The 20,772-nt window shown below is 66.3% G+C and carries 18 protein-coding genes; 9 read left to right on the forward strand and 9 right to left on the reverse strand.

Annotation, left to right across the window (positions count from 1 at the left end; translation table 11 throughout):
- Positions 1 to 50 precede the first annotated feature (50 nt).
- The gene (cfa, locus tag CV_RS04765) at positions 51 to 1,205 is read left to right on the forward strand and encodes a cyclopropane fatty acyl phospholipid synthase (protein ID WP_011134533.1); all 1,155 of its coding nucleotides are present in this window, start codon (positions 51 to 53) and stop codon (positions 1,203 to 1,205) included.
- Positions 1,206 to 1,271: 66 nt separating this feature from the next.
- Here the strand turns inward: cfa and ptsG are convergent, their stop codons facing one another.
- From ptsG to CV_RS04780, 3 genes are all read right to left on the reverse strand, one after another.
- The gene (ptsG, locus tag CV_RS04770; protein WP_011134534.1) at positions 1,272 to 3,038 is read right to left on the reverse strand and encodes a PTS glucose transporter subunit IIBC; all 1,767 of its coding nucleotides are present in this window, start codon (positions 3,036 to 3,038) and stop codon (positions 1,272 to 1,274) included.
- Between the two features lie 174 nt (positions 3,039 to 3,212).
- Complete coding sequence (ptsP, locus tag CV_RS04775) at positions 3,213 to 5,726, reverse strand: phosphoenolpyruvate--protein phosphotransferase (RefSeq protein ID WP_011134535.1); 2,514 nt, start codon at positions 5,724 to 5,726, stop codon at positions 3,213 to 3,215.
- A 431-nt stretch (positions 5,727 to 6,157) separates the two neighbouring features.
- Entirely contained in the window at positions 6,158 to 6,550 is a 393-nt protein-coding gene (locus CV_RS04780; protein ID WP_011134536.1) for a DoxX family protein, read from the reverse strand.
- A 103-nt stretch (positions 6,551 to 6,653) separates the two neighbouring features.
- Between CV_RS04780 and CV_RS04785 the strand changes: the two genes are divergently transcribed.
- Positions 6,654 to 7,541 carry a LysR family transcriptional regulator gene (locus CV_RS04785; protein ID WP_011134537.1) on the forward strand — a complete coding sequence of 296 codons (888 nt, stop codon included), beginning with the start codon at positions 6,654 to 6,656 and terminating at the stop codon, positions 7,539 to 7,541.
- Positions 7,542 to 7,936: 395 nt separating this feature from the next.
- Here the strand turns inward: CV_RS04785 and CV_RS04795 are convergent, their stop codons facing one another.
- The 5 genes from CV_RS04795 to aroQ all read right to left on the reverse strand — a co-directional run bounded on the left by CV_RS04795 (position 7,937) and on the right by aroQ (position 12,352).
- Positions 7,937 to 9,019 carry a DUF3426 domain-containing protein gene (locus CV_RS04795; RefSeq protein ID WP_011134538.1) on the reverse strand — a complete coding sequence of 361 codons (1,083 nt, stop codon included), beginning with the start codon at positions 9,017 to 9,019 and terminating at the stop codon, positions 7,937 to 7,939.
- Positions 9,016 to 9,912 (reverse strand): 50S ribosomal protein L11 methyltransferase, encoded by an 897-nt coding sequence (gene prmA / locus CV_RS04800; protein ID WP_011134539.1) that lies wholly within the window; start codon positions 9,910 to 9,912, stop codon positions 9,016 to 9,018. Before prmA ends, CV_RS04795 begins: the two co-directional genes overlap by 4 nt.
- Positions 9,912 to 11,267, reverse strand: a complete 1,356-nt coding sequence (accC, locus tag CV_RS04805; RefSeq protein WP_011134540.1) for an acetyl-CoA carboxylase biotin carboxylase subunit — start codon at positions 11,265 to 11,267, stop codon at positions 9,912 to 9,914. Before accC ends, prmA begins: the two co-directional genes overlap by 1 nt.
- Positions 11,268 to 11,390: 123 nt before the next feature.
- Positions 11,391 to 11,846 carry an acetyl-CoA carboxylase biotin carboxyl carrier protein gene (gene accB / locus CV_RS04810; protein WP_011134541.1) on the reverse strand — a complete coding sequence of 152 codons (456 nt, stop codon included), beginning with the start codon at positions 11,844 to 11,846 and terminating at the stop codon, positions 11,391 to 11,393.
- 35 nt (positions 11,847 to 11,881) lie between these two features.
- A complete protein-coding gene (gene aroQ / locus CV_RS04815; RefSeq protein WP_011134542.1) occupies positions 11,882 to 12,352 on the reverse strand; it encodes a type II 3-dehydroquinate dehydratase in 471 nt (156 codons plus the stop codon).
- 272 nt (positions 12,353 to 12,624) lie between these two features.
- Here aroQ and queA point away from each other — a divergent pair, with 272 nt between their 5' ends.
- The 7 genes from queA (at position 12,625) to CV_RS04850 (ending at position 20,321) form a co-directional block, all read left to right on the forward strand.
- On the forward strand, positions 12,625 to 13,647 hold the full coding sequence (gene queA, locus CV_RS04820; protein ID WP_011134543.1) for a tRNA preQ1(34) S-adenosylmethionine ribosyltransferase-isomerase QueA: 1,023 nt from the start codon (positions 12,625 to 12,627) through the stop codon (positions 13,645 to 13,647).
- A 25-nt stretch (positions 13,648 to 13,672) separates the two neighbouring features.
- On the forward strand, positions 13,673 to 14,044 hold the full coding sequence (locus tag CV_RS04825; protein ID WP_043597388.1) for a gamma-butyrobetaine hydroxylase-like domain-containing protein: 372 nt from the start codon (positions 13,673 to 13,675) through the stop codon (positions 14,042 to 14,044).
- Between the two features lie 2 nt (positions 14,045 to 14,046).
- Positions 14,047 to 14,781 (forward strand): bifunctional demethylmenaquinone methyltransferase/2-methoxy-6-polyprenyl-1,4-benzoquinol methylase UbiE, encoded by a 735-nt coding sequence (ubiE, locus tag CV_RS04830; RefSeq protein WP_043595534.1) that lies wholly within the window; start codon positions 14,047 to 14,049, stop codon positions 14,779 to 14,781.
- A gap of 17 nt (positions 14,782 to 14,798) precedes the next feature.
- On the forward strand, positions 14,799 to 15,386 hold the full coding sequence (locus CV_RS04835; RefSeq protein ID WP_043595536.1) for a ubiquinone biosynthesis accessory factor UbiJ: 588 nt from the start codon (positions 14,799 to 14,801) through the stop codon (positions 15,384 to 15,386).
- Between the two features lie 7 nt (positions 15,387 to 15,393).
- A complete protein-coding gene (gene ubiB, locus CV_RS04840) occupies positions 15,394 to 16,920 on the forward strand; it encodes a ubiquinone biosynthesis regulatory protein kinase UbiB (protein ID WP_011134546.1) in 1,527 nt (508 codons plus the stop codon).
- A 204-nt stretch (positions 16,921 to 17,124) separates the two neighbouring features.
- Positions 17,125 to 18,441 carry an NAD(P)/FAD-dependent oxidoreductase gene (locus CV_RS04845; protein ID WP_011134547.1) on the forward strand — a complete coding sequence of 439 codons (1,317 nt, stop codon included), beginning with the start codon at positions 17,125 to 17,127 and terminating at the stop codon, positions 18,439 to 18,441.
- 572 nt (positions 18,442 to 19,013) lie between these two features.
- Positions 19,014 to 20,321 (forward strand): MFS transporter, encoded by a 1,308-nt coding sequence (locus tag CV_RS04850; protein ID WP_011134548.1) that lies wholly within the window; start codon positions 19,014 to 19,016, stop codon positions 20,319 to 20,321.
- Here CV_RS04850 and CV_RS04855 read toward each other — a convergent pair.
- Complete coding sequence (locus CV_RS04855) at positions 20,318 to 20,686, reverse strand: Mth938-like domain-containing protein (protein WP_043595537.1); 369 nt, start codon at positions 20,684 to 20,686, stop codon at positions 20,318 to 20,320. The genes CV_RS04850 and CV_RS04855 overlap by 4 nt on opposite strands.
- Positions 20,687 to 20,772: the final 86 nt, after the last annotated feature.

Here is a 20,772-nt window from a genome sequence, read left to right on the forward strand (position 1 = left end):
GATCGTCGATAGCGTTCGCTGTGCTCAATGGCTATGCCAAGGGGACTGCCATGAATTCATCGTGTCTGGGAAATGAGAGCGGGAACGTCCGCCAGCCGGGGCGCGCGGTCATCGAAGAACTGCTTGCCGCCGCGGGCGTCGCCGTCAACGGCGGCCGTCCGTTCGACATTCAGATCAAGCACCCGCTGTTTTTCCGCCGGGTGCTGCAGCAGGGGTCGCTGGGCCTGGGCGAAAGCTATATGGACGGCTGGTGGGAGTGCGAGCGGCTGGACGTCTTCTTTCAACGAGTCATGCGCGCCGGACTGGAGTACAAGCTGCCGCGGCGTTGGCGGGACATCCTCTACGTGCTGGCCGCCAGGCTGGTCAATTACCAGTCGGTCCGGCGGGCCCGCCGCGTGGGCGAGGAGCACTACGATCTCGGCAACGATCTGTTCACCGCGATGCTGGATCCGCACATGCAGTATTCCTGCGGCTATTGGAAGAACGCCGCCACGCTGGAGGAGGCGCAGGAGGCCAAGCTCAGGCTGGTGTGCGACAAGCTGCGGCTGGAGCCCGGCATGCACCTGCTGGATATAGGCTGCGGCTGGGGCGGCCTGGCGGCATACGCGGCCAGGCATTATGGCGTCCGCGTCACCGGCATCACCATTTCGGAGCAGCAGAGGCGGCTGGCCGAGGCCCGCTGCGAGGACTTGGATGTGGAGATCCAGCTGCGTGACTACCGCCACCTGGCGCTCCAGGCCGACCGCATCGTATCGGTCGGCATGTTCGAGCATGTCGGCCCGCGCAATTACCGCGCCTATTTCGAGACCGCCGCGCGCAATCTGAAGCCGGACGGACTGTTCCTGCTGCACACGATAGGCGCCAAGGTGACCGATCTGCGGATCGATCCATGGATAGAGAAATACATCTTTCCCAACGGCTGCCTGCCGTCGGCCTCGCATATCGCCCGGGCCAGCGCGCCCTACTGGGTGATGGAGGACTGGCACAACTTCGGCGCCGACTACGACCTGACGCTGATGGCCTGGCTGCAGCGCTTCCAGCAGGCTTGGCCGCAGCTGGCGGCCAACTATTCGTCCCGCTTCTACCGGATGTTTACCTATTACCTGAACGCCTGCGCCGGCGCCTTCCGCGCGCGGGACCTGCAGTTGTGGCAGGTGTTGTTCAGCCGCGAGGGCATAGAGGGCGGGCTGAGGGTGGCGCGCTGAGGGAGGGGGCGATAAAAAACGCCAGCGAGATTCGCTGGCGTTTTTTTGCGGCGGGACCGGGCGCGGTCAGCCTTGCAGCGAGGCGGCGAGCGCCGCCGCCTGGTCGCCGACGATCAGGTGCAGCACGCCGGGCGCCACCAGGGTGACGGCGGATACGCCGGCCGCGCGGGCGGCGGCTTCGTCGAAGCGGGCGGCATCCTTCAGCTCCACCCGCAGGCGAGTGTGGGCGATGGCTTCCACCTTGCCGAGGTTGGCCGCGCCGCCCAGCGCCTGTTTCAGCGCGGCGACGTCAGCCTTGGCGGCGGCCGGCGCAGCCGCGGCCGCGGGGGCCGGAGAGGCGGCAGGAGCGGCGGCCTGGGCGGACGGCAGCTCGGCGTCACTGCCGGCGCCGCGCAGGTAGATTTCCATGTCGGTCTTCAGGTTTTCCGACAGCGGTCCGAAGATGGCCTGGATGCCGCTGCCGACCACCACCACGCCGGACGCGCCCATGGACTTCAGCTTGGCCTGGTCGACCTTGGCGGTGTCCTGCACCGCGATGCGCAGACGGGTGATGCAGGCGTCCAGGCTGCGGATGTTGGAGCGGCCACCGAAGGCCAGCACCAGCGCGCGGGCGCGCTGGTCTTCGCTGACGGCGCCGGAAGTTTCCGCGCTTTCATCCTCGCGGCCCGGGGTCTTCAGATTGAACTTGGCGATCACGAAACGGAACACCGAGTAGTAGATCGCCGCGTAGATCGGGCCCAGGATGAACACGTAGCCGGCATGCTTGGACTTGTCGCCGATCAGGTTGAACATCAGGAAGTCGATGCCGCCCTGGGAGAAGGTGAAGCCCATGTGCATGTCCAGCGTGTTGGCCACGAACTGGGTGGAGGCGGCCAGCACGGCGTGGATCAGGTACAGCACCGGCGCCACGAACAGGAAGGAGAACTCGATCGGCTCGGTGATGCCGGTCAGGAAGGAGGTCAGCGCGGCGGAGATCATGATGCCGCCCACCTTGACGCGGTTTTCCGGCTTGGCCGAGTGCCAGATGGCGATGGCCGCGGCAGGCAGGCCGAACATCTTGAACAGGAAGGCGCCGGACAGGATGCCCGCGGTTGGGTCGCCGGCGAAGAAGCGGTTGATGTCGCCGTGGATGATCTTGCCGGCCGCGTCCGGGAAGGCGCCGATTTCGAAGAAGAACGGCACGTTCCAGATGTGGTGCAGGCCGAAGGGGATCAGCATCCGCTCGACGAAGCCGTAGACGGTGGCCGCGGTGCGGGGGTCGCTGACGGCCGCCCATTGCGAGAACGACTTGATGCCGTTGCCGATCGGGGGCCATACGAAGGACAGCACCACGCCCAGGCCGATGGCGCCGACGGCGGTGATGATGGGCACGAAGCGCTTGCCGGCGAAGAAGCCCAGGTATTCGGGCAGCTTGATCCGGTAGAAGCGGTTGAACATATAGGCCGCCAGGCCGCCGGCGAGGATGCCGCCGAACACGCCGGTCTGGATCGACGGCAGGCCCATGATGGGCGTGGTGGCCACGCCCAGGATGCCGGCCATCACGCCCAGGGTCACGGTGGTGACCAGATGGCCGATCACGGCGGCGATGGCGGCGACGCCGTCGTTCTCGGTGAAGCCGAGCGCCACGCCCACGGCGAAGATCAGCGGCAGGTTGCCGAAGATCACGTCGCCGGAGTTCTTCATCAGCGACAGGATCGCCAGGAAGACCGTGTTCTGGGTGTGGAAGTCGGTCGCGCCGATGCCGAGCAGCAGGCCGGCCACCGGCAGCACCGCCACCGGCAGCATCAGCGCCTTGCCGATCTTCTGCAGAAAAGCGAATGATTGACTAAACATGATTATTATCCTGCTTTGACATGCTTATGGAATGTCGAGCGGCTGTGACGCCGTCCCCTCTATAAAGCCCCATCGCCCGCCAGGTCCGCTTGGGCGGCGCCGGATGGCATCGGGTGGCCCCGAAGGTCTCCCCATCCGGCGCCGCGGATCCCGCCGGCGCCGAGGCTTATGCTTTTAACGAGCGTGTTGATTCAGATGGTGGCGGACGTCGGTCACCGTCGACAGCGCCAGCACGTCCTTCGCCAACTGGCGGCACTCGTCCATGCTCCAGCGCGCCAGGGTGGCCTTCACCGAGGCGACGGCCGGCGTGCTGACCGACAGTTCGGTCACGCCCATGCCGACCAGCAGCGGCGCCGCACGCTCGTCGGAGGCCAGGCCGCCGCAGACGCCCACCCATTTGCCGTGGGCGCGCGCGCCTTCGCAAGTCAGCGCGATCATCGCCAGCACGCCCGGATGCAGCGCGTCGGCCTGCTTGGCCAACTGCGGGTGGCCGCGGTCCATCGCCAGCACGTACTGGGTCAGGTCGTTGGTGCCGATGGAGAAGAAGTCCACCTCCGGCGCGAAGCGCGCGGCCAGCACCGCGGCGGACGGCACTTCCACCATGATGCCCACCTTGACGTTGGACGCACCGGCGGCGGCCTGCTCTTCGGCCAGCACGGCCTTGGCGGCGCGCAGCTCTTCCAGCGAGGCGACCATCGGGAACATGATGTGCAGCTGGGTCAGCGGCGCGGCGCGCAGGATGGCGCGCAACTGGGTGCGCAGCAGGTCCGGGCGGTCCAGGCTGACGCGGATGCCGCGCAGGCCGAGGAAGGGGTTGTCTTCCTTGGGCAGCGGCAGATAGGACAGCGGCTTGTCGCCGCCCACGTCCAGCGTGCGCACCACCAGCGGGCGGTCCTTGCCCAGCGCCTCGGCTACCGCGCAGTACTCGGCCGCCTGTTCTGCTTCGGTCGGCGCGGTGTCGCGGTTGTCGAACAGGAATTCCGAGCGCAGCAGGCCCACGCCTTCCGCGCCCTTGGCCACCGCTTCGCGCGCGTCGGCGGCGTTGCGGATATTGGCCACCACGTCGATGCGCGCGCCGTCGCTGGTGGCGGCCGGCTGCATCGAGCTCTTGGCTTCGGCGGCGCGGCGTTCGGCCAGGCGGGCGATTTCCTGCTCGGCGGCGGCCAGATCTTCAGTCGTCGGGGCGATGGCCAGCGTGCCCTCGTTGCCGTTCAGGATCACCTGCAGGCCTTCCGGCAGCTTCAGCGCGGACTGCGAGATGCCGCAGATGGCCGGGATGCCCAGCGAGCGCGCCAGGATGGCCACGTGGCTGGTGGCGCCGCCGGTGCGGGTACAGAAGCCCATCACTTTGGACGGATCCAGCGAGGCGGTGTCGGACGGGGCCAGGTCCTCGGCGATCAGGATGGAGCCGGCCGGCAGCTCCAGCGCGGCCTGCTTCACGCCGGCCAGCAGGGCCAGCACGCGGCGGCCGACGTCGCGGATGTCGTTGGCGCGTTCGCGCAGCAGGGCGTTGTCCTGCGCCTCCAGGCGGGCGGAATAGGCGCTGAAGGCGGCGCGCCAGGACCAGGCGGCGGACTTGCCGTCGGCCAGGCCGGTATAGGTTTGCGCCAGCAGGTCCGGGTCTTGCAGCAGCTCCTGGTGCATGGACAGGATGGCCTGCTTGGCCGGGTCGGTCAGCTGCGCCTTGACCAGGTCCAGCTGGGCCGAGGCTTCCTCGGTGGCGCGGGCGAAGGCCTGCTGTTCCACATTGGCGCCCTTGCCCTGTTCGGGCACGTCGAATTCTTGCAGCCTATGGTGGACGATGCGGCCGATGGCGATGCCCGGCGAGGCGCCCACGCCGGCCAGCTGGGTGTCGCTGTCCTGCTGCTGCGCGAAGACGGGCGCCGCCGGAGCGATCGGCGCCTCGTCGGCTTTCTCGCCGCAACGGTCGTTCAGTAGCTGGGTCAGTTCGGCGATGGCGGCCGCGGCGTCGGCGCCGGCGGCGCGCACGCGCACCGCGTCGCCCAGCTTGGTGGCCAGGCCCATGATGGCCACTACGGATTTGGCGTTGGCTTCTTTGTCGCCCAGGATCAGCTGGATGTCGGAGGCGAAGGACTTGGCCTTGCTGGCGAACACGGCGGCGGGACGGGCGTGCAGGCCGGCCGGGTTGCCGATGACGATGTCGGCGGACAATTGGGGTTCGCTGGCCTCGACTTGCAGCACCGCCTTGCCGTTGGCCAATTGCAGCGACAGCACGATGTCCTTGCCGGCAGCTACCAAACCGTCCGACAGTTTCATCTTGCTCACGGTTTCATCGCCGTTGGTGACGATGATCTGGGTCAGCAGGCTGGCCGCCTTGCGGCCCACCAGGTCGAGGTCGAAGTCGATGACCGGCTGGCCGGCGCTGACCTGCTGGCCTTGCTCGACCAGCGGGAAAAAGCCCTCGCCCTTCAGCATCACGGTGTCGATGCCGATGTGCACCATCACTTCCACGCCTTCCGAGGTGGTGATGGTCAGCGCGTGGTGGGCGGAGTGCAGGTTGCTGACCACGCCGCTGACCGGAGCCAGCAGGCTGCCCGAAGTGGGGTCGAGCGAGATGCCGTCGCCAACCATCTTGCCGGCGAACACCGGGTCCGGAACGCTGTCCAAGGGGACCAGCCACCCGGATAGGGGGGCCAGAACGTCTAGTCTTGGTGCGATGGTGCCCATGAAAAACTCCTCAATTCGTGGATAATTCCAGTCGTTTTATTACGAGCGTCAATCAAGCCGGTCGCTCGGGGCCTTGCGGCGGCGGCGCCTGGGCATGCTTTTGTAGTGTTGGCTTGTCCTGACGGGGTTTTGACAATTATATACAGGCTGCCATCAGGGCGGGGCGGCGACTGGGCTAGTACGTATCTTGCCAATTTTGTAGTTAAACTACATGTAAATCACGCAGCAGCTTGATGGCAATCAAGAAAATGTGCAAGTCGGAATTGTCTTAATTGTCTGCTGCATTGCAGCATATTGATGGATGCTCGTGAGATAGAGCTTGATTATTGCGGACTTGGGAGACGGGGCTGGGGAAGGGGCGCTGTTGCATTTTTGTAATGCAACTCTAAAAAGCGGAAAAGCCCCGCGGACGCGGGGCTGGATAATGAGGGTCAGGCTTGGCGCGGTCGCTCTGGCTGGCCCAGCAGGAACAGCGCGAGCGAGGCTGCGATCAGGAAGGCCGGGTATTCCCAGCCGCCGCCTTCGTTGGTGAACATCCAGCCCTTGGCGCCGTGGACCAGGACGATGGCGCCCAGCAGTTGCGGAATCAGCAGCAGCGCGACCCAGCGGGCCTGGAGGCCGGCCAGCAGCAGCAGGCCGCCGCCGATCTCGATCAGGATGGCGAAGTAGCCGACGAAGCCCGGCAGGCCCAGGCTGGCGAAGTAGCCGGCGGTGCCGGCGGGGGTGAAGACGAACAGCTTCAGCGCGCCGTGGGACAAGTACATCAGGCCCAGCGCCACGCGCAGGACCAGGGCGGCCAGGTAGGGGTTTTGCAGACGGTTCATGGTGGGTGCTCCGGTTCAGATTGCTATGGCGCTATTTGACCACCGGCTTTATATTCAATAAATACTGCAATTTGAAAATAATTGTTCAATTTTAAGAAATTATATGGATAGATTCTCCGAGATACGCGCCTTCGTTTGCGTGGCCGAGTTAGGCAGCTTCGTCGCGGCGGCGGAAAGGCTGGAGCTGTCGCGCGCGATGGTGACCAAGCTGGTGGCCGCGCTGGAGAACCGGCTGGGCGTGAGGCTGATGCACCGCACCACGCGCAAGCTGTCGCTGACCGAAGCCGGCGAAACGTATCTGGCCCAGGCGGGCAGCCTGCTGGGCGAGCTGGACGAGCTGGACGCGCTGCTGTCCCACGGCGCCAGCGAGCCGGTGGGCAGGCTGCGGGTATCGGCGCCGGTGTCGTTCGGCATGCGCTACCTGGGGCGCATCATCGGCGGCTTTCACCAGCGGCATCCGCAGATCGAGGTGGAGCTCAATCTGAACGACCGCCGCGTGGACCTGGTGGAAGAGGGGTTCGACCTGGCGCTCAGGGTATCCAACCTCAGCGACTCTTCGCTGGTGGCGCGCAAGCTCGCGCAAGTGGAGGATTTGCTGGCCGCGTCGCCGGACTATCTGGCGCGGCGCGGCACGCCGCAGGGGCCGGAGGAGCTGGCGGGCCACCAATGCCTGCTGTACGCGCTGACCGCCCAGCCCAATGTCTGGGACTACCAGGCGCCGGACGGGACCCAGGGCCGGGTGAAAGTGAAGGGCGGGCTCAAGGCCAACAACGGCGACGTGCTGACCGACGCCGCCGTGCACGGCATGGGCATCGTGCTGCAGCCGCGCTTTCTGCTGGAGGAGGAGCTGGCCGACGGCCGGCTGGTGCCGGTGCTGCCCGGCTACCATTGGCATTGCCTGGACCTGTCGGTGGTGTATCCGGTGCGACGCCACGTGCCGGGCAAGGTCAGGGTGTTCGTCGAATACTTGGCGGAGTTTTTTTTGATATGATAATGGCTTGAAAATTTGCCGGGTGGATAAAATGTTGTATCGCTTGTGGTCGGCCGTGGTCTTGGCTATCGGTTTGAGCGCGCCGGTTTCCGCTTCCGGTTTGAGGTGTGATCACCGGGCTTCTCCGGAATACCCGGAGAGTGCGAGGCAGAATGAGGTGGAAAGCGTAGCGAAGGTGATATTTCGGATGGATGGAACGGGGCATTACGGAGGACAATTGCTAATCACTTTCGATCGCCCGCTTAGTGATGAGTACCGGGACGCGTTCCGGTCGTCTATCGTGGCTGCGTTGAGGCAGTATCAGTGCGCGCCCGATACGACCTTGCTTGAGACCTTCAGTTTCCAATTGAAGCCATGAGGGCTGATAGCGGTCGACGCCGCCGTCTTCAGTGCATTCAGGGGTAGAACCAGTACAAGCTGTAGCCCATCGCATGCACCTTGCCGGCATCCAGCCGCATGGTGACTTTGACTTCGCTGTTGCCATTGAAGCGCCCCAGCTTGAGGTCGTCCGGCTTCAGGTATTCCTTGGGCGCGAACACCTTGCGGATCAGCACCTGGTCGTCGCTGTCCTTCAGCGTGACTTCCAGCATCGGATAGGCCTGGGGGTATTGCGCGTGGTTCTTCAGCGTCGCCGACAGCTGGATCAGGTTGGGGTAGTCGGGCACGAAGGCGAGCTCCGACCATTCGGTGCGGATGCGCGCGATGTCGGTCGGCCACGGCACCTCGCAGTCCAGCGCCCGGCACAGGCTCTCCAGCGTCGGCCGGGATTCCGGCACTTCCGCCGCGATGCGCGTGCGGTTGATGTAGACCAGCTGGGCGGCGAGGAACAGCACGCCGATCGCCGCCAGCGCGGCCAGCAGGCCGTTCAGCCAGGGGCCAGCCGGCTTGTGGGCGCGGGCCGCCTCTTCCTCCACCGCGTCGGCGTCGGTGAACAGCGGCTCGTCTTCCGGTTCCGCCCGCGAGGGGCGCACCTCCTCGGCATGCGTCGCTTCGGCGCGCCGGCGGCTGCCGAACACTTCGGGCTCGGGCGCCGGGGCCGGCTCCGGATCGTCGAAGGGGTTGCCTATCGGCGTGGAGATATGTCGGTTCTGCATCGCCTCGGACAGGGCGCGCTGGAAGGCCTCGACGTCTTCCTGCGGCGCGGCCGGGGCTTCGGCGTGAATCGGCGCGGCGGGGCGCGCCTGCGGCGCGGCGGCCGGCTCCGGCAGGATATGGACCTCTGCCTGCTGGGCTTGCGGATCAAAGTCCGGCACTTCCAGCTCGAAGTCGTCCATCGGGTCGCGCTCGGCGGGCGCGTGAAACGCCGGCGGCGCGGCCGGGACCGGCTCGGGCGCCGGCCGGGTGACGACGAAATGATCCGGCGCCTTGAACACATGCGAACAGCGCCCGCAGCGCACCAGTCCATCGGCGGCTGCTAACTGGCTGTCATTGACCTTGAATCGGGTCTGGCAGTTGGGGCACTGTGTCGTGTATGTCATACGGCGGCGCGTCGGGTTCCTGTCAGTCTAGTCCATCCTTCGTCGAACACCGGCGGGTCCATCTCGAACCATTGGCTGTAGATGGCGGACAGTTCGTCGGCCTGTTCGGCGAGGATGCCGGAAAGCACGATTCTACCACCGGTTTTCACATGGCTTGCCAGCAGGTCGCCCAACATGCGCAGCGGATTGGCCAGGATGTTGGCCAGCACCACGTCGTACTGGGCGGCGGGATTGGCGTTGGGCAGGAAGAAATCCGCCTTCACGCCGTTCTGCTCGGCATTGTCCTGGCTGGCGCGCACCGCCTGCTGGTCGATGTCGATGCCGACGGCGGAGGCCGCGCCCAGCTTCAGCGCGGCGATGGCCAGGATGCCGGAGCCGCAGCCGTAGTCGAGCACGCTTTCATTGCCCTGCAGCTGCTTGTCCAGCCATTGCAGGCACAGGCGGGTAGTCGGATGGCTGCCGGTGCCGAAGGCGAGGCCCGGGTCCAGCTGCAGGTTGACCGCGTTGGGAGCCGGCGCCTCGTGCCAGGTGGGGGTGATCCACAGCCGGTCGGAGATGCGGATCGGCTCGAACTGGGATTGCGTCAGCCGCACCCAGTCCTGCTCTTCGACGCGCTCGACGCTGTAGGCCGGCATGGCCAGCTGGCAGGCGTTGGCCGCGGCGGCGATCAAGAGCGCCACGTCGGCGCTCTCGTCGAACAGCGTGATGATGCGGCTCTGGCTCCACAGCTGGTCCACCGGCTCGCCGGGCTCGCCGAAGATGGGCTGTTCCTTGTCGGTGCCGGCCCAGGCGTCCTCGATCGCGGTGGACAGGGCGCCGGCGTCCATCAGCGCGTCGGCCAGACGCTCGGCGACAGCGGAGTCGGAGTCAATGGTGGCTTGCAACCATGCCATCAGGCTTCCCCTTTCTTCTGCTGCAGCCGGTGCTCCAGGTAATGGATGCTGGTGCCGCCGCGCTGGAAGGCCGCATCCAGGAACAGCTCCTGGTGCAGCGGGATGTTGGTCTTGATGCCGGAGATCGCCATCTCCGACAGCGCCACGCGCATCCGCGCCATCGCCTGGTCGCGGGTGTCGCCGTAGGCGATCAGCTTGCCCACCATCGAATCGTAGTGCGAGGGCACGGTGTAGCCCTGGTAGATGTGCGAATCGATGCGGATGCCGGGGCCGCCGGCCGGGTGGTAGCTCTCGATCTTGCCCGGGGACGGCACGAAGGTGAACGGGTCCTCGGCATTGATGCGGCATTCCATCGCGTGGCCGGCGAGCACGATGTCCTTTTGCTTATAGCGCAGTTTCTCGCCCGCAGCGATGCGGATCTGCTCCTGCACGATGTCCACGCCGGTGATCATTTCGGTCACCGGGTGCTCCACCTGCACGCGGGTGTTCATTTCGATGAAGTAGAACTCGCCGTTCTCGTACAGGAATTCGAAGGTGCCGGCGCCGCGGTAGCCGATGCGGCGGCAGGCTTCGGCGCAGGCTTCGCCGATCTTCTGGCGTTGCTTGTCGGTGATGCCGGGCGCCGGCGCCTCCTCGATGATCTTCTGGTGGCGGCGCTGCATCGAGCAGTCGCGCTCGCCCAGGTAGATGGCGTTGCCGTATTCGTCGGCCAGGATCTGGATTTCGATGTGGCGCGGCAACTCCAGGAATTTTTCCATGTACACGGTGGGATTGCCGAACGCGGCGCCGGCTTCGGTGCGGGTCATCTGCACCGAGTTGATCAGCGCGCCCTCGGTGTGGACCACGCGCATGCCGCGGCCGCCGCCGCCGCCAGCCGCCTTGATGATGACCGGGAAGCCGATCTTCTTGGCGATCTTGACGATTTCGGCCGGGTCGTCCGGCAGCGCGCCGTCGGAGCCAGGCACGCAGGGCACGCCGGCCTCGATCATCGCGTGCTTGGCCGACACCTTGTCGCCCATCATGCGGATGGTGTCGGGGCGCGGGCCGATGAACACGAAGCCGGACTGCTCGACGCGCTCGGCGAAGTCGGCGTTTTCCGACAGGAAGCCGTAGCCGGGGTGGATGGCCTGGGCGTCGGTGACCTCGGCGGCGGCGATCAGCGCCGGCACGTTGAGGTAGCTCTTGGCCGACGGCGCGGGGCCGATGCAGACCGATTCGTCGGCCAGCTTCACGTATTTGGCTTCGCGGTCGGCTTCGGAGTGCACGACCACGGTCTTGATGCCCATTTCACGGCAGGCGCGTTGAATGCGCAGCGCGATTTCACCACGGTTGGCGATCAGAATTTTTTCGAACATGGAATCTCTCCGCGGGCTGGTCCGGTCAGGGCGCCTGGCCGGGCCGGGGCCCTTGCTGTCACGTCAAACGACAAGGGCACAGACCTTGGCCGTGCCCTGAATCTCGCGATGTCGTCCGAGCGCTTACTCGATGACGAACAGCGGTTCGCCGTATTCCACCGGCTGGCCGTCTTCCACCAGGATGGCCTTGACCACGCCGGAACGGTCGGCTTCGATCTCGTTCATCAGCTTCATCGCTTCGATGATGCACAGCGTGTCGCCGGCGTTGACGCTCTGGCCCACTTCGATGAAGGACTTGGCGCCCGGGCTCGGCGAGCGGTAGAAGGTGCCGACCATCGGCGACTTCATCGCGTTCTGGGTGTCGGCGGCGGGCGCGGCAGCCGGGGCGGCCGCAGCCGGGGCGGCGGCGGGCGCGGCAGCCGGGGCGGCGTACATCTGGGCCACCGGTTGCGCGAACGCTTGCGGGGTGGAGGATACGCGGGTGATGCGGACTTTTTCCTCGCCCTCGGTCACTTCCAGTTCGGCGATGCCGGACTCTTCGACCAGGTCGATCAGTTTTTTCAGTTTACGCAGGTCCATTGTCGATCCTTCGATTGGATGTTCTGTAACGATGGTCAGGCTTGCGCGGACAGGTGTCGCATCGCGTGCGCAAGCGCCAGTTCGTAGCCATGGGCGCCCAGACCGCAGATTACGCCGAGCGCCAGATCGGAAAAGTACGAGTGCTGGCGGAACGGTTCGCGGGCGTGGACGTTGGATAGATGTACTTCAATGAACGGAACCTTCACCGCGGCCAGCGCGTCGCGCAGCGCGACGCTGGTGTGGGTGAACGCCGCCGGATTGATCAGGATGAAGGCGGTGCCGTCATCCAGGCATTGGTGTATGCGTTCTATCAGTATGTGTTCGGCGTTGCTCTGCAGCGCGGACAGGGAAAAGCCCGCCGCCTTGGCTTGCTGAGTCAGCCGCCGGTTGATGTCGTCAAGGGTGTCCCGGCCGTAGTGTTGTGGTTCCCGCACCCCGAGAAGATTGAGGTTGGGGCCGTGCAGCACGAGGATGGATTGGCTCAAGGCCAGGCTCCTGTTTTTCATCTTGGCCGCGAGTTTGCCGCAATTCGCCGCAAGATGTCCAGCATTTGCGGAATTTAAAACGGTCGTTTGCTGCGCCGCGGCGCGCATCGCTGCGCCTGTTTTAGAGTGAAGGCCCTAGATTTTTCTGCATTTTTCCACGCGCGGAGCTTGTGATGATGCCATGTGGATATTGTGGCGAAAAGTCGGTGACGGCAAGGGCTGTCGATGCGCGGCACTGTGCCGGGAGTGTGGGCGCGGGTATAATTCGCCGATTCCGAACGATAGTTTCCGCAATGCAGCTTTCCGATTTCGACTACCACCTGCCCGAGGCGCTGATCGCCCAGCACCCGCCGGCCGAGCGCGGCGCCAGCCGCTTGTTGCACGTAGACGGCATGACGCTGTCCGATCTGAGTTTCGCCGATTTGCCGTCCCGGCTGCAAGCCGGCGACCTGTTGGTGTTCAACGACACCCGCGTCATCCGCGCCCGCCTGTTTGGCGAGAAAGCCAGCGGCGGCAAGGTGGAAGCCTTGATCGAGCGCGTGCTGGACGATCACACGGCGCTGGCGCATGTCCGCGCGTCCAAGTCGCCCAAACCGGGCAGCCGGCTGATTTTCGCCGGCCGCTGGGAAGCGGAGATGGTGGAGCGCCACGATTCGATGTTCAAGCTGCGCTTCCTGGCCGAAGAGAATGTCTACGATATTCTGGAGGCGTCTGGCAAGCTGCCGCTGCCGCCTTATATCGAACGCAGCGCCGAGCACGACGACGACGAGCGCTACCAGACCGTCTACGCCCGCGAGCAGGGCGCGGTGGCGGCGCCGACCGCCGGCCTGCACTTTACCGATGCGATGCTGGCGACGCTGCAGGCGCAGGGCATCGCCACCGCCTTCGTCACGCTGCATGTCGGCGCCGGCACCTTCCAGCCGGTGAAGGTGGACAATGTGGCCGAGCACAAGATGCACAGCGAGATCTACGACATCCCGCAGGCGACGGTGGACGCCATCGCCGCCGCCCGCGCCCGCGGCGGCCGGGTGGTGGCCGTCGGCACCACCAGCGTGCGCGCGCTGGAATCGGCCGCGCGGCATGGCGAACTGAAAGCGGGACGCGGCGAGACCGACATCTTCATCACGCCAGGCTACCGCTTCCGCGTGGTGGACCGCCTGCTGACCAATTTCCACCTGCCGAAATCGACGCTGCTGATGCTGGTGTCGGCCTTCGCCGGCTACGACGAGATTTTCCAGGCTTACCGCCACGCGGTGGAGAAGGAATACCGTTTCTTCAGCTATGGCGACGCGATGTTGTTGGAAAAGAAGGTCTGAAACTGAATCAACAGGGATGATGCCCATGTCAGGACTTGCCCCCGACGCCGCCCAGCCGGTGGAAATCCAGCTGCACCAGGTGTCCAAGATATTGGAGATCGCCTTCGACGACGGCGCCCGTTTCGAGCTGCCGTGCGAATACCTGCGCGTCTACTCGCCGTCGGCCGAAGTGCGCGGCCACGGCGTGGGCCAGGAAACGCTGCAGACCGGCAAGATGCATGTCGGCATCACGGCGCTGGAGCCGGTCGGCCATTACGCGCTGAAGATCACCTTCGACGACGGCCACGACAGCGGCCTCTACAGCTGGACCTATCTATACGAGCTGGGCGCCAAGCGCGGCCAGTATTGGCAGCAATACCTGGACAAGCTCGCCGCCGCCGGCGCGAGCAGGGAGTGAACATGGATAAGACCACGCATTTCGGTTACAAGACCGTGGCGGAAAGCGAGAAGGCCGGCAAGGTGGCCGAAGTCTTCCACTCGGTGGCCAGTAAGTACGACGTGATGAACGACCTGATGTCCGGCGGCCTGCACCGGGTGTGGAAGCATTTCACGCTGACCACCTCCGGCGTGCGCGCCGGCGACAAGGTGCTGGACATCGCCGGCGGCACCGGCGACCTGTCGCGCGGTTGGGCCAAGCGCGTGGGCAAGACCGGCGAGGTATGGCTGACCGACATCAACAGCTCGATGCTGACCGTGGGCCGCGACCGCCTGCTGGACGAAGGCGTGATCCTGCCGGTGTCGCTGGCCGACGCGGAGAAGCTGCCGTTCCCGGACAACTATTTCGACGCGGTGTCGGTGGCCTTCGGCCTGCGCAACATGACGCACAAGGACGCGGCGCTGAAGGAGATGTGCCGCGTGCTGAAGCCGGGCGGCAAGCTGTTCGTGCTGGAGTTCTCCAAGGTGTGGAAGCCGCTGTCGCCGTTCTACGACTTCTATTCCTTCAAGGCGCTGCCCATCATGGGCAAGCTGGTGGCGAACGACGCCGACAGCTACCAGTACCTGGCCGAATCCATCCGCATGCACCCAGATCAGGAGACGCTGAAGCAGATGATGCTGGACGCGGGCTTCGGCAAGGTGGACTACCATAATCTGACCGGCGGCGTTGTTGCGCTGCACAAGGGCGTCAAGTTCTGATCACGCGGGAGCGCGCCATGGCCATCCAGATCGCAGCCTTCAACCACCTGCTGAACCAGCATCCGGCGCGGCGCGCCGAGCTGGCCGCCCATGCCGGCCGCCGGGTGGCGATCGCGCTGCCGCCCTTGCACGTGGCCGGCGTGATCACGGAAGAGGGCTGGCTGGCCGCCTGCGACGGCGAGCCGGAGGCCAGGCTCAAGCTGCGCCACGGCGCGGTGCTGTCGCATCTGACCGGCCAGGCGCCGCAACTGTCGGACATCGCGCTGGAGGGCGACGCCGAGCTGGCGTCCGCGGTGGGCCGCATCGTCGGCCAGCTGCACTGGCACGCCAGCGAGGATTTGTCGCGGGTGTTCGGCGACGTGGCCGCGCAGCGGATGGAAAACCTGGCGCGCGGCCTGTTCGGCTTCAAGGGCCAGCTGGCTTTCCGCTTGGCCGATGGCTGGATCGAGCACCTGCGCGAAGAGGCGCCGTTGCTGGCCAGCCGCCATCTGGTTCAACGCTTCGTCGCCGAAGTGGATCATCTGCGCGACGACGCCGGCCGCTTGGACAAGCGGCTGGAGCGGCTGGAAGCCGCGTTCAACCCTAAACAGAATTCCCAGACCTGACGGACTTATGTCGATATCGCGTTCGCTGAAGATTGTTGCCACCCTGTACCGTTACGGTCTGGACGATTTCCTCGAGGGGCATTCCAGGCTCGCCTTTCTGCACAAGCTGTTCGGCCTGTGCCCGGTCCGCCGCGACACCTCGGCGCCGCTGCCGCAGCGGGTGAGGCTGGCGCTGGAGAGCCTGGGGCCGATCTTCGTCAAGTTCGGCCAGGTGCTGTCCACCCGGCGCGACTTGCTGCCGCCGGAATACGCCGACGAGCTGGCCTTGCTGCAGGACCGGGTGCCGCCGTTTGACGGCGACATCGCCCGCCAGGTGGTGGAGCGCAGCCTGGGCCGCAAGGTGGAAGAGCTGTTCGTCGATTTCGACCTCAAGCCGGTGGCCAGCGCCTCGGTCGCCCAGGTGCACAAGGCCTGGCTGCGCCAGCCGGACGGCGGCCGCGGCCGCGAGGTGGCGGTGAAGGTGCTGCGGCCCGGCATCCTGCCGGTGATCGAGCAGGATCTGTCCCTGATGCGCACCCTGGCCGGCTGGGTGGAGAAGCTGTTCGCCGACGGCAAGCGGCTGAAGCCGCGCGAGGTGGTGGCCGAGTTCGACAAATACCTGCACGACGAACTGGACATGATGCACGAGGCGGCCAACGCCTCGCAGCTGCGCCGCAACTTCAAGGGCAGCGACATGCTGATCGTGCCCGAGGTGTTCTACGACTACTCCAGCCGCGAGGTGCTGACGTTGGAGTGGATGCACGGCATCCCGGTCGGGCAGATCGAGCGGTTGCGCGAGGCGGGCGTCGATCTGCAGAAGCTCAGCCGCTTCGGCGTGGAGATCTTCTTCACCCAGGTGTTCCGCCACGGCTTCTTCCACGCCGACATGCACCCGGGCAATATCTTCGTCGCCGCCGACGGCCGCTACATCGCGCTGGACTTCGGCATCGTCGGCAGCCTGACCGACACCGACAAGCACTACCTGGCGGTCAACTTCCTGGCCTTCTTCAACCGCGACTACCACCGCGTGGCCACCGCCCACATTGAATCCGGCTGGGTGCCCAGGGATACCCGCGCCGAGGAGCTGGAGGCCGCGGTGCGCACCGTGTGCGAGCCCATCTTCGAGAAGCCGCTGAGCGAGATCTCCTTCGGCATGGTGCTGCTGCGGCTGTTCGAGACCAGCCGCCGCTTCAATGTGGAAATCCAGCCGCAGCTGGTGCTGCTGCAGAAGACGCTGCTCAATATCGAGGGCCTGGGCCGGCAGCTGGACCCGGAGCTGGACTTGTGGGACACCGCCAAGCCCTTCCTCACCAAATGGATGAACGAGCAGATAGGCTGGCGCGGCCTGCTGCGCACGCTGAAGCACGAGGCGCCGCAATGGGCGACCACGCTGCCGACCCTGCCGCGCAAGCTGAACGAGGCGCTGGGCTCGGCCAAGACCGACCTGCTGGTGGAAGGCTACATCCAGCTGATGCGGGAGCAGAAGCGGCAGAATTTCCTGCTGCTGCTGATCGCCATCCTGCTGGCGGCGCTGCTGGCCAAGTCGCTGCTCTGATCCATGCCTCGCCATTGCCGAGCCGCCCCCGACGGGCGGCTTTTTTCATGCCTGCCGCTAGTCGGCAAGGCGCGGAAAAGGGCTGCGCAATCAGGCGATTGGCATGCTTGCGCCATGGCATGGTGCTAATTATCGGCAGCGCCATCAATCCGCAGCCAAAATGCGGTAACCTTGGCGAAAAATACCACTAATAAGGAGCAGCTTATGTTAAGCCGCAACGCGGCCGTGCCGCGGATCGTCATCGTCGGGGGCGGGGCAGGGGGGCTGGAGCTGGCCACCCGGCTGGGACGCACGCTGGGGGCGCGCCACCGCGCCCAGATCGTGCTGGTGGACGGCTCGCCCACCCATATCTGGAAACCGTTGCTGCATGAGGTGGCTACCGGCGCGCTGAATACCGGCGAGGATGAGGTCAACTACTTCGCCCACGGCTACCGCAACGGTTACGACTTCGAGTTCGGCTACATGCAGGGCCTGGACCAGAAGCGCCGCACCATCCGCCTGTCGGCGATACCGGGCAGCGACGGCCAGCTGTTGAGCCCGGAGCGCGAGATCGGCTATGACTGGCTGGTGATCGCCGTCGGCGCCGAGGCCAATGATTTCGGCACGCCGGGCGTCGCCGAGCACGCGATGTTCCTGAATACCCCCAACGACGCCGAGAAGCTGCGCCACCGCGTGCTGGAGCAGGCCTTCCGCGCCAGCAGCGGCGAGGAGCCGGCGCGCGCGCTGTCCATCGCCATCGTCGGCGGCGGCGCCACCGGCGTCGAACTGGCGGCCGAGCTGAACCACACCATGTGCGAGCTGCACCACTACGGCGCGCGGCTGCAGCCGGAGCGGGTGAGAATCAGCGTGATCGAGGCCGCGGACCGCATCCTGGCCGCCGCGCCGCCGTCCTTGTCGGCCTATGCCGAGGAGCAGCTGGCCGGCAAGAACATCCGGGTGCTGACCGGCAGCCGGGTGGCGGCGGTGGAGGCCGACGGCGTGGCGCTGGCCGGCGGCAGCAAGGTGGAGGCCGACATCACGGTGTGGGCGGCCGGCGTCAAGGCCTCGGCCTGGCTGGCCGGCCTGGACGGGTTGGAGACCAATCGCGTCAACCAGCTGGTGGTGGATACCCGGCTGCATTGCGCCGGCGGCGACTGCATCTACGCGATGGGCGACTGCGCGGCGGCTCCGGATGGCGACAGCGGCCGCATGCTGGCGGCCACCGCCCAGGTGGCGCACCAGCAGGCGCGCTATCTGGCCGACGAACTGGCGCGCAGGCTGGACGACAAGCCGGCGCGGCCCTTCGTGTTCAAGCCGCAGGGCATGATGGTGTCGCTGGGCAAGCACACCGCGGTGGGCAGCCTGGCGGCGGTGGTGGGACCGAAGCGCGACTACCACGTGGAAGGCCGCGGCGCGAAGCTGATCTACGCCTCGCTGTACCGGATGCACCAGGCTGCGGTGCACGGCTGGGCGCTGGCGATTCTGCTGTTCATTGGCGACAAGCTGCGCCGCGCGGCGCGGCCGGCGTTGAAGCTGCACTGAGGCTGGTCCGGCGGGTGGTCCGAGGTCCGTCTGCATCGATGCCGTTCGCCTGTTTGGCGAGCGGCATTTTTGTATCTTGAGATGGGATGGATTTTGGTGGAATCCGCATGCGCGGATGATGTTTCGGATGGCGGGGCTGCCCGCCGGGCAGGCCAGGGGGCTGCGCGGCCAGCCCCCCGGCACCCCCAGGCCGCCCCTCAGGCCGCGAGTTCCCGCCCTGAATTCTGAGGGCAAGGCGCTGGCGAACTCGGCGCGCGCTAACGTCGCGCGCCTCAAGCATGCGCCAGCTTAAGACCTTGCCCTCAGCTTTCAGGACGGCGCGTCCAGAAGGGGAAGTTGGGCGCTTCATGATATCCAGGCTTCGAGTGCCCATCTAACCGCAATCGGCATCATCTTGGTCCAAGGCTGTTTTGCCAGTGCCGGCCCAAAAAGGATTTAGATGGCTGCCGACAGCTGTGATTCATTGACACCGTTTGTATCTGGCTGGCCAGTGTTTGGTGCTGCGCCGCAGCTTGACCCGCTCCCGCCTTTCTTCGATGCTGTTTTGACATTCGCATATCGAAGGAGCGGGCATGGAGTTGGGCAAGTGGCTGGACGAGCGTCCGCTGGGCGGGTTTCAGCACCGGCTGTTGGCCTTGTGCGGGCTGTGCATGATTCTGGACGGCTTCGACGTGCAGGCGATGGGCTATGTCGCGCCGGCCCTGCTGGAGGATTGGGGCATCGCCAAATCGGCGCTGGGGCCGGTGTTCGCCGCCGGGCTGTTCGGCTTGCTGCTGGGCGCGCTGCTGTTCGGCGCCTTGTCCGACCGGGTCGGTCGCCGGCCGGTGTTGCTGTCCTGCACCTTGATGTTCGCCTCGGGCATGCTGGCGACGGCGGCGGCGCAGACGCTGCCGCAGCTGATCGTCCTGCGTTTTCTCACCGGCCTGGGCTTGGGCGGCATCATGCCCAACGCGATGGCGCTGGCCGGCGAGTATAGTCCGGCGCGGCGGCGCGCCAGCCTGATGATGATCATTTCCTGCGGCTTCACCGCCGGCGCGCTGCTGGGCGGCCTGTTGGCGGCGTGGCTGATTCCGGCGCATGGCTGGCGCGCGGTATTCGTGTTTGGCGGCGCCGCGCCCTTGCTGCTGTGGCTGCCCATGCTGCGGGCCCTGCCGGAGTCGGCGCGCTTCCTGCTGCTGCGCGGCCGCGCGCCTCAGGCCTTGTTCTGGCTGCGGCGGATGGAGCCGGGTCTGCCGGCCGACTGCCGGCCATGGCTGGCGGAGCCGCCGTCGGCGGGGAATTCCGTGGCCGCGCTGTTCGGCGGCGGGCTGGCTCGGCGCACGCTGCTGCTGTGGCTGCTGAGCTTTCTCAACCTGATCGTGCTGTATTTCCTGTCCAACTGGATGCCTTCGCTGTTGCGGGCGCAGGGGCTGGAGATGCGCGATGCGCTGCTGGCCGGCAGCATGCTGCAGCTGGGCGGCGTGGCCGGCACGTTGTCGCTGGGCTGGTGGATAGACCGCGGCGGGTTCCGCCGCGCCTTGCCGCCTTGCTTTCTGTTGGCGGCGCTTGGCTTGTGGCTGCTGGGGCAGGTGGAGGGGCAGGCCTTGTGGCTGTACGCGCTGTTGTTCTGCGTCGGCTTCTTCATCATCGGCGGCCAACCGGCGGTCAACGCGCTGGCGGCCAGCGCCTATCCCACCGGCCTGCGGGCCACCGGCGTCGGCTGGAGCCTGGGCATCGGCCGCGTCGGTTCGGTGCTGGGGCCCTGGCTGGGCGGCGTGCTGATCGGCCTGGCCTGGAGCCAGGCGGCGCTGTTCGCGTTGCTGGCGCTGGTGTCGCTGGCCTCGGCCGCCGTGGTGTGGGCCTACCACCGCGAGCGGCCGCGCCAGGGCGGGTCGCTTTAAATCGCCAGCAGCGCGGCGAGCACGCGGCGGTCTTCGGCCAGCAGGATGTTGAAGGTGCGGCAGACGGCCTGGGTGTCCATGCACTCGACGCCGATGCCGGCCTGGGTCAGCGCGGCGTACAGCCGCGGGTGGACGAAGCGCTGGGTCGCGCCGGAGCCGAACAGCACCACTTCCGGCCGGTAGGCCAGCAGCGCCTCGAAGTGCGCGGCGGCCAGGCCGGCGAAGTCCGGCGCGGCCCAGGCGGAAATCTCGTCGGCGCTGACGATCAGGTTGCCGTCGTGGCGTTGGGCGTTGATCAGCACATGGCCTGCGCCGTAGCCTGTGAACAGGTTCTGGCCGGGTCCCAGCGATTGCTGCATTTTCATCGGATTGGCTCCATCGACGTAGGTTGGCGGCGCGGCGGGCGGGCCGCGCGGCGGCGCTGTGCAGCGCACCAAAGATTGGGATAGGA

The organism is Chromobacterium violaceum ATCC 12472, from assembly GCF_000007705.1.
GTDB lineage: Bacteria > Pseudomonadota > Gammaproteobacteria > Burkholderiales > Chromobacteriaceae > Chromobacterium > Chromobacterium violaceum.

Coding starts and splice junctions, on each gene's coding strand:
- cfa (WP_011134533.1), top strand. CDS start 51: ATGAATTCATCGTGTCTGGGAAATGAGAGCGGGAACGTCCGCCAGCCG.
- ptsG (WP_011134534.1), bottom strand. CDS start 3,038: ATGTTTAGTCAATCATTCGCTTTTCTGCAGAAGATCGGCAAGGCGCTG.
- ptsP (WP_011134535.1), bottom strand. CDS start 5,726: ATGGGCACCATCGCACCAAGACTAGACGTTCTGGCCCCCCTATCCGGG.
- CV_RS04780 (WP_011134536.1), bottom strand. CDS start 6,550: ATGAACCGTCTGCAAAACCCCTACCTGGCCGCCCTGGTCCTGCGCGTG.
- CV_RS04785 (WP_011134537.1), top strand. CDS start 6,654: ATGGATAGATTCTCCGAGATACGCGCCTTCGTTTGCGTGGCCGAGTTA.
- CV_RS04795 (WP_011134538.1), bottom strand. CDS start 9,019: ATGACATACACGACACAGTGCCCCAACTGCCAGACCCGATTCAAGGTC.
- prmA (WP_011134539.1), bottom strand. CDS start 9,912: ATGGCATGGTTGCAAGCCACCATTGACTCCGACTCCGCTGTCGCCGAG.
- accC (WP_011134540.1), bottom strand. CDS start 11,267: ATGTTCGAAAAAATTCTGATCGCCAACCGTGGTGAAATCGCGCTGCGC.
- accB (WP_011134541.1), bottom strand. CDS start 11,846: ATGGACCTGCGTAAACTGAAAAAACTGATCGACCTGGTCGAAGAGTCC.
- aroQ (WP_011134542.1), bottom strand. CDS start 12,352: ATGAAAAACAGGAGCCTGGCCTTGAGCCAATCCATCCTCGTGCTGCAC.
- queA (WP_011134543.1), top strand. CDS start 12,625: ATGCAGCTTTCCGATTTCGACTACCACCTGCCCGAGGCGCTGATCGCC.
- CV_RS04825 (WP_043597388.1), top strand. CDS start 13,673: ATGTCAGGACTTGCCCCCGACGCCGCCCAGCCGGTGGAAATCCAGCTG.
- ubiE (WP_043595534.1), top strand. CDS start 14,047: ATGGATAAGACCACGCATTTCGGTTACAAGACCGTGGCGGAAAGCGAG.
- CV_RS04835 (WP_043595536.1), top strand. CDS start 14,799: ATGGCCATCCAGATCGCAGCCTTCAACCACCTGCTGAACCAGCATCCG.
- ubiB (WP_011134546.1), top strand. CDS start 15,394: ATGTCGATATCGCGTTCGCTGAAGATTGTTGCCACCCTGTACCGTTAC.
- CV_RS04845 (WP_011134547.1), top strand. CDS start 17,125: ATGTTAAGCCGCAACGCGGCCGTGCCGCGGATCGTCATCGTCGGGGGC.
- CV_RS04850 (WP_011134548.1), top strand. CDS start 19,014: ATGGAGTTGGGCAAGTGGCTGGACGAGCGTCCGCTGGGCGGGTTTCAG.
- CV_RS04855 (WP_043595537.1), bottom strand. CDS start 20,686: ATGAAAATGCAGCAATCGCTGGGACCCGGCCAGAACCTGTTCACAGGC.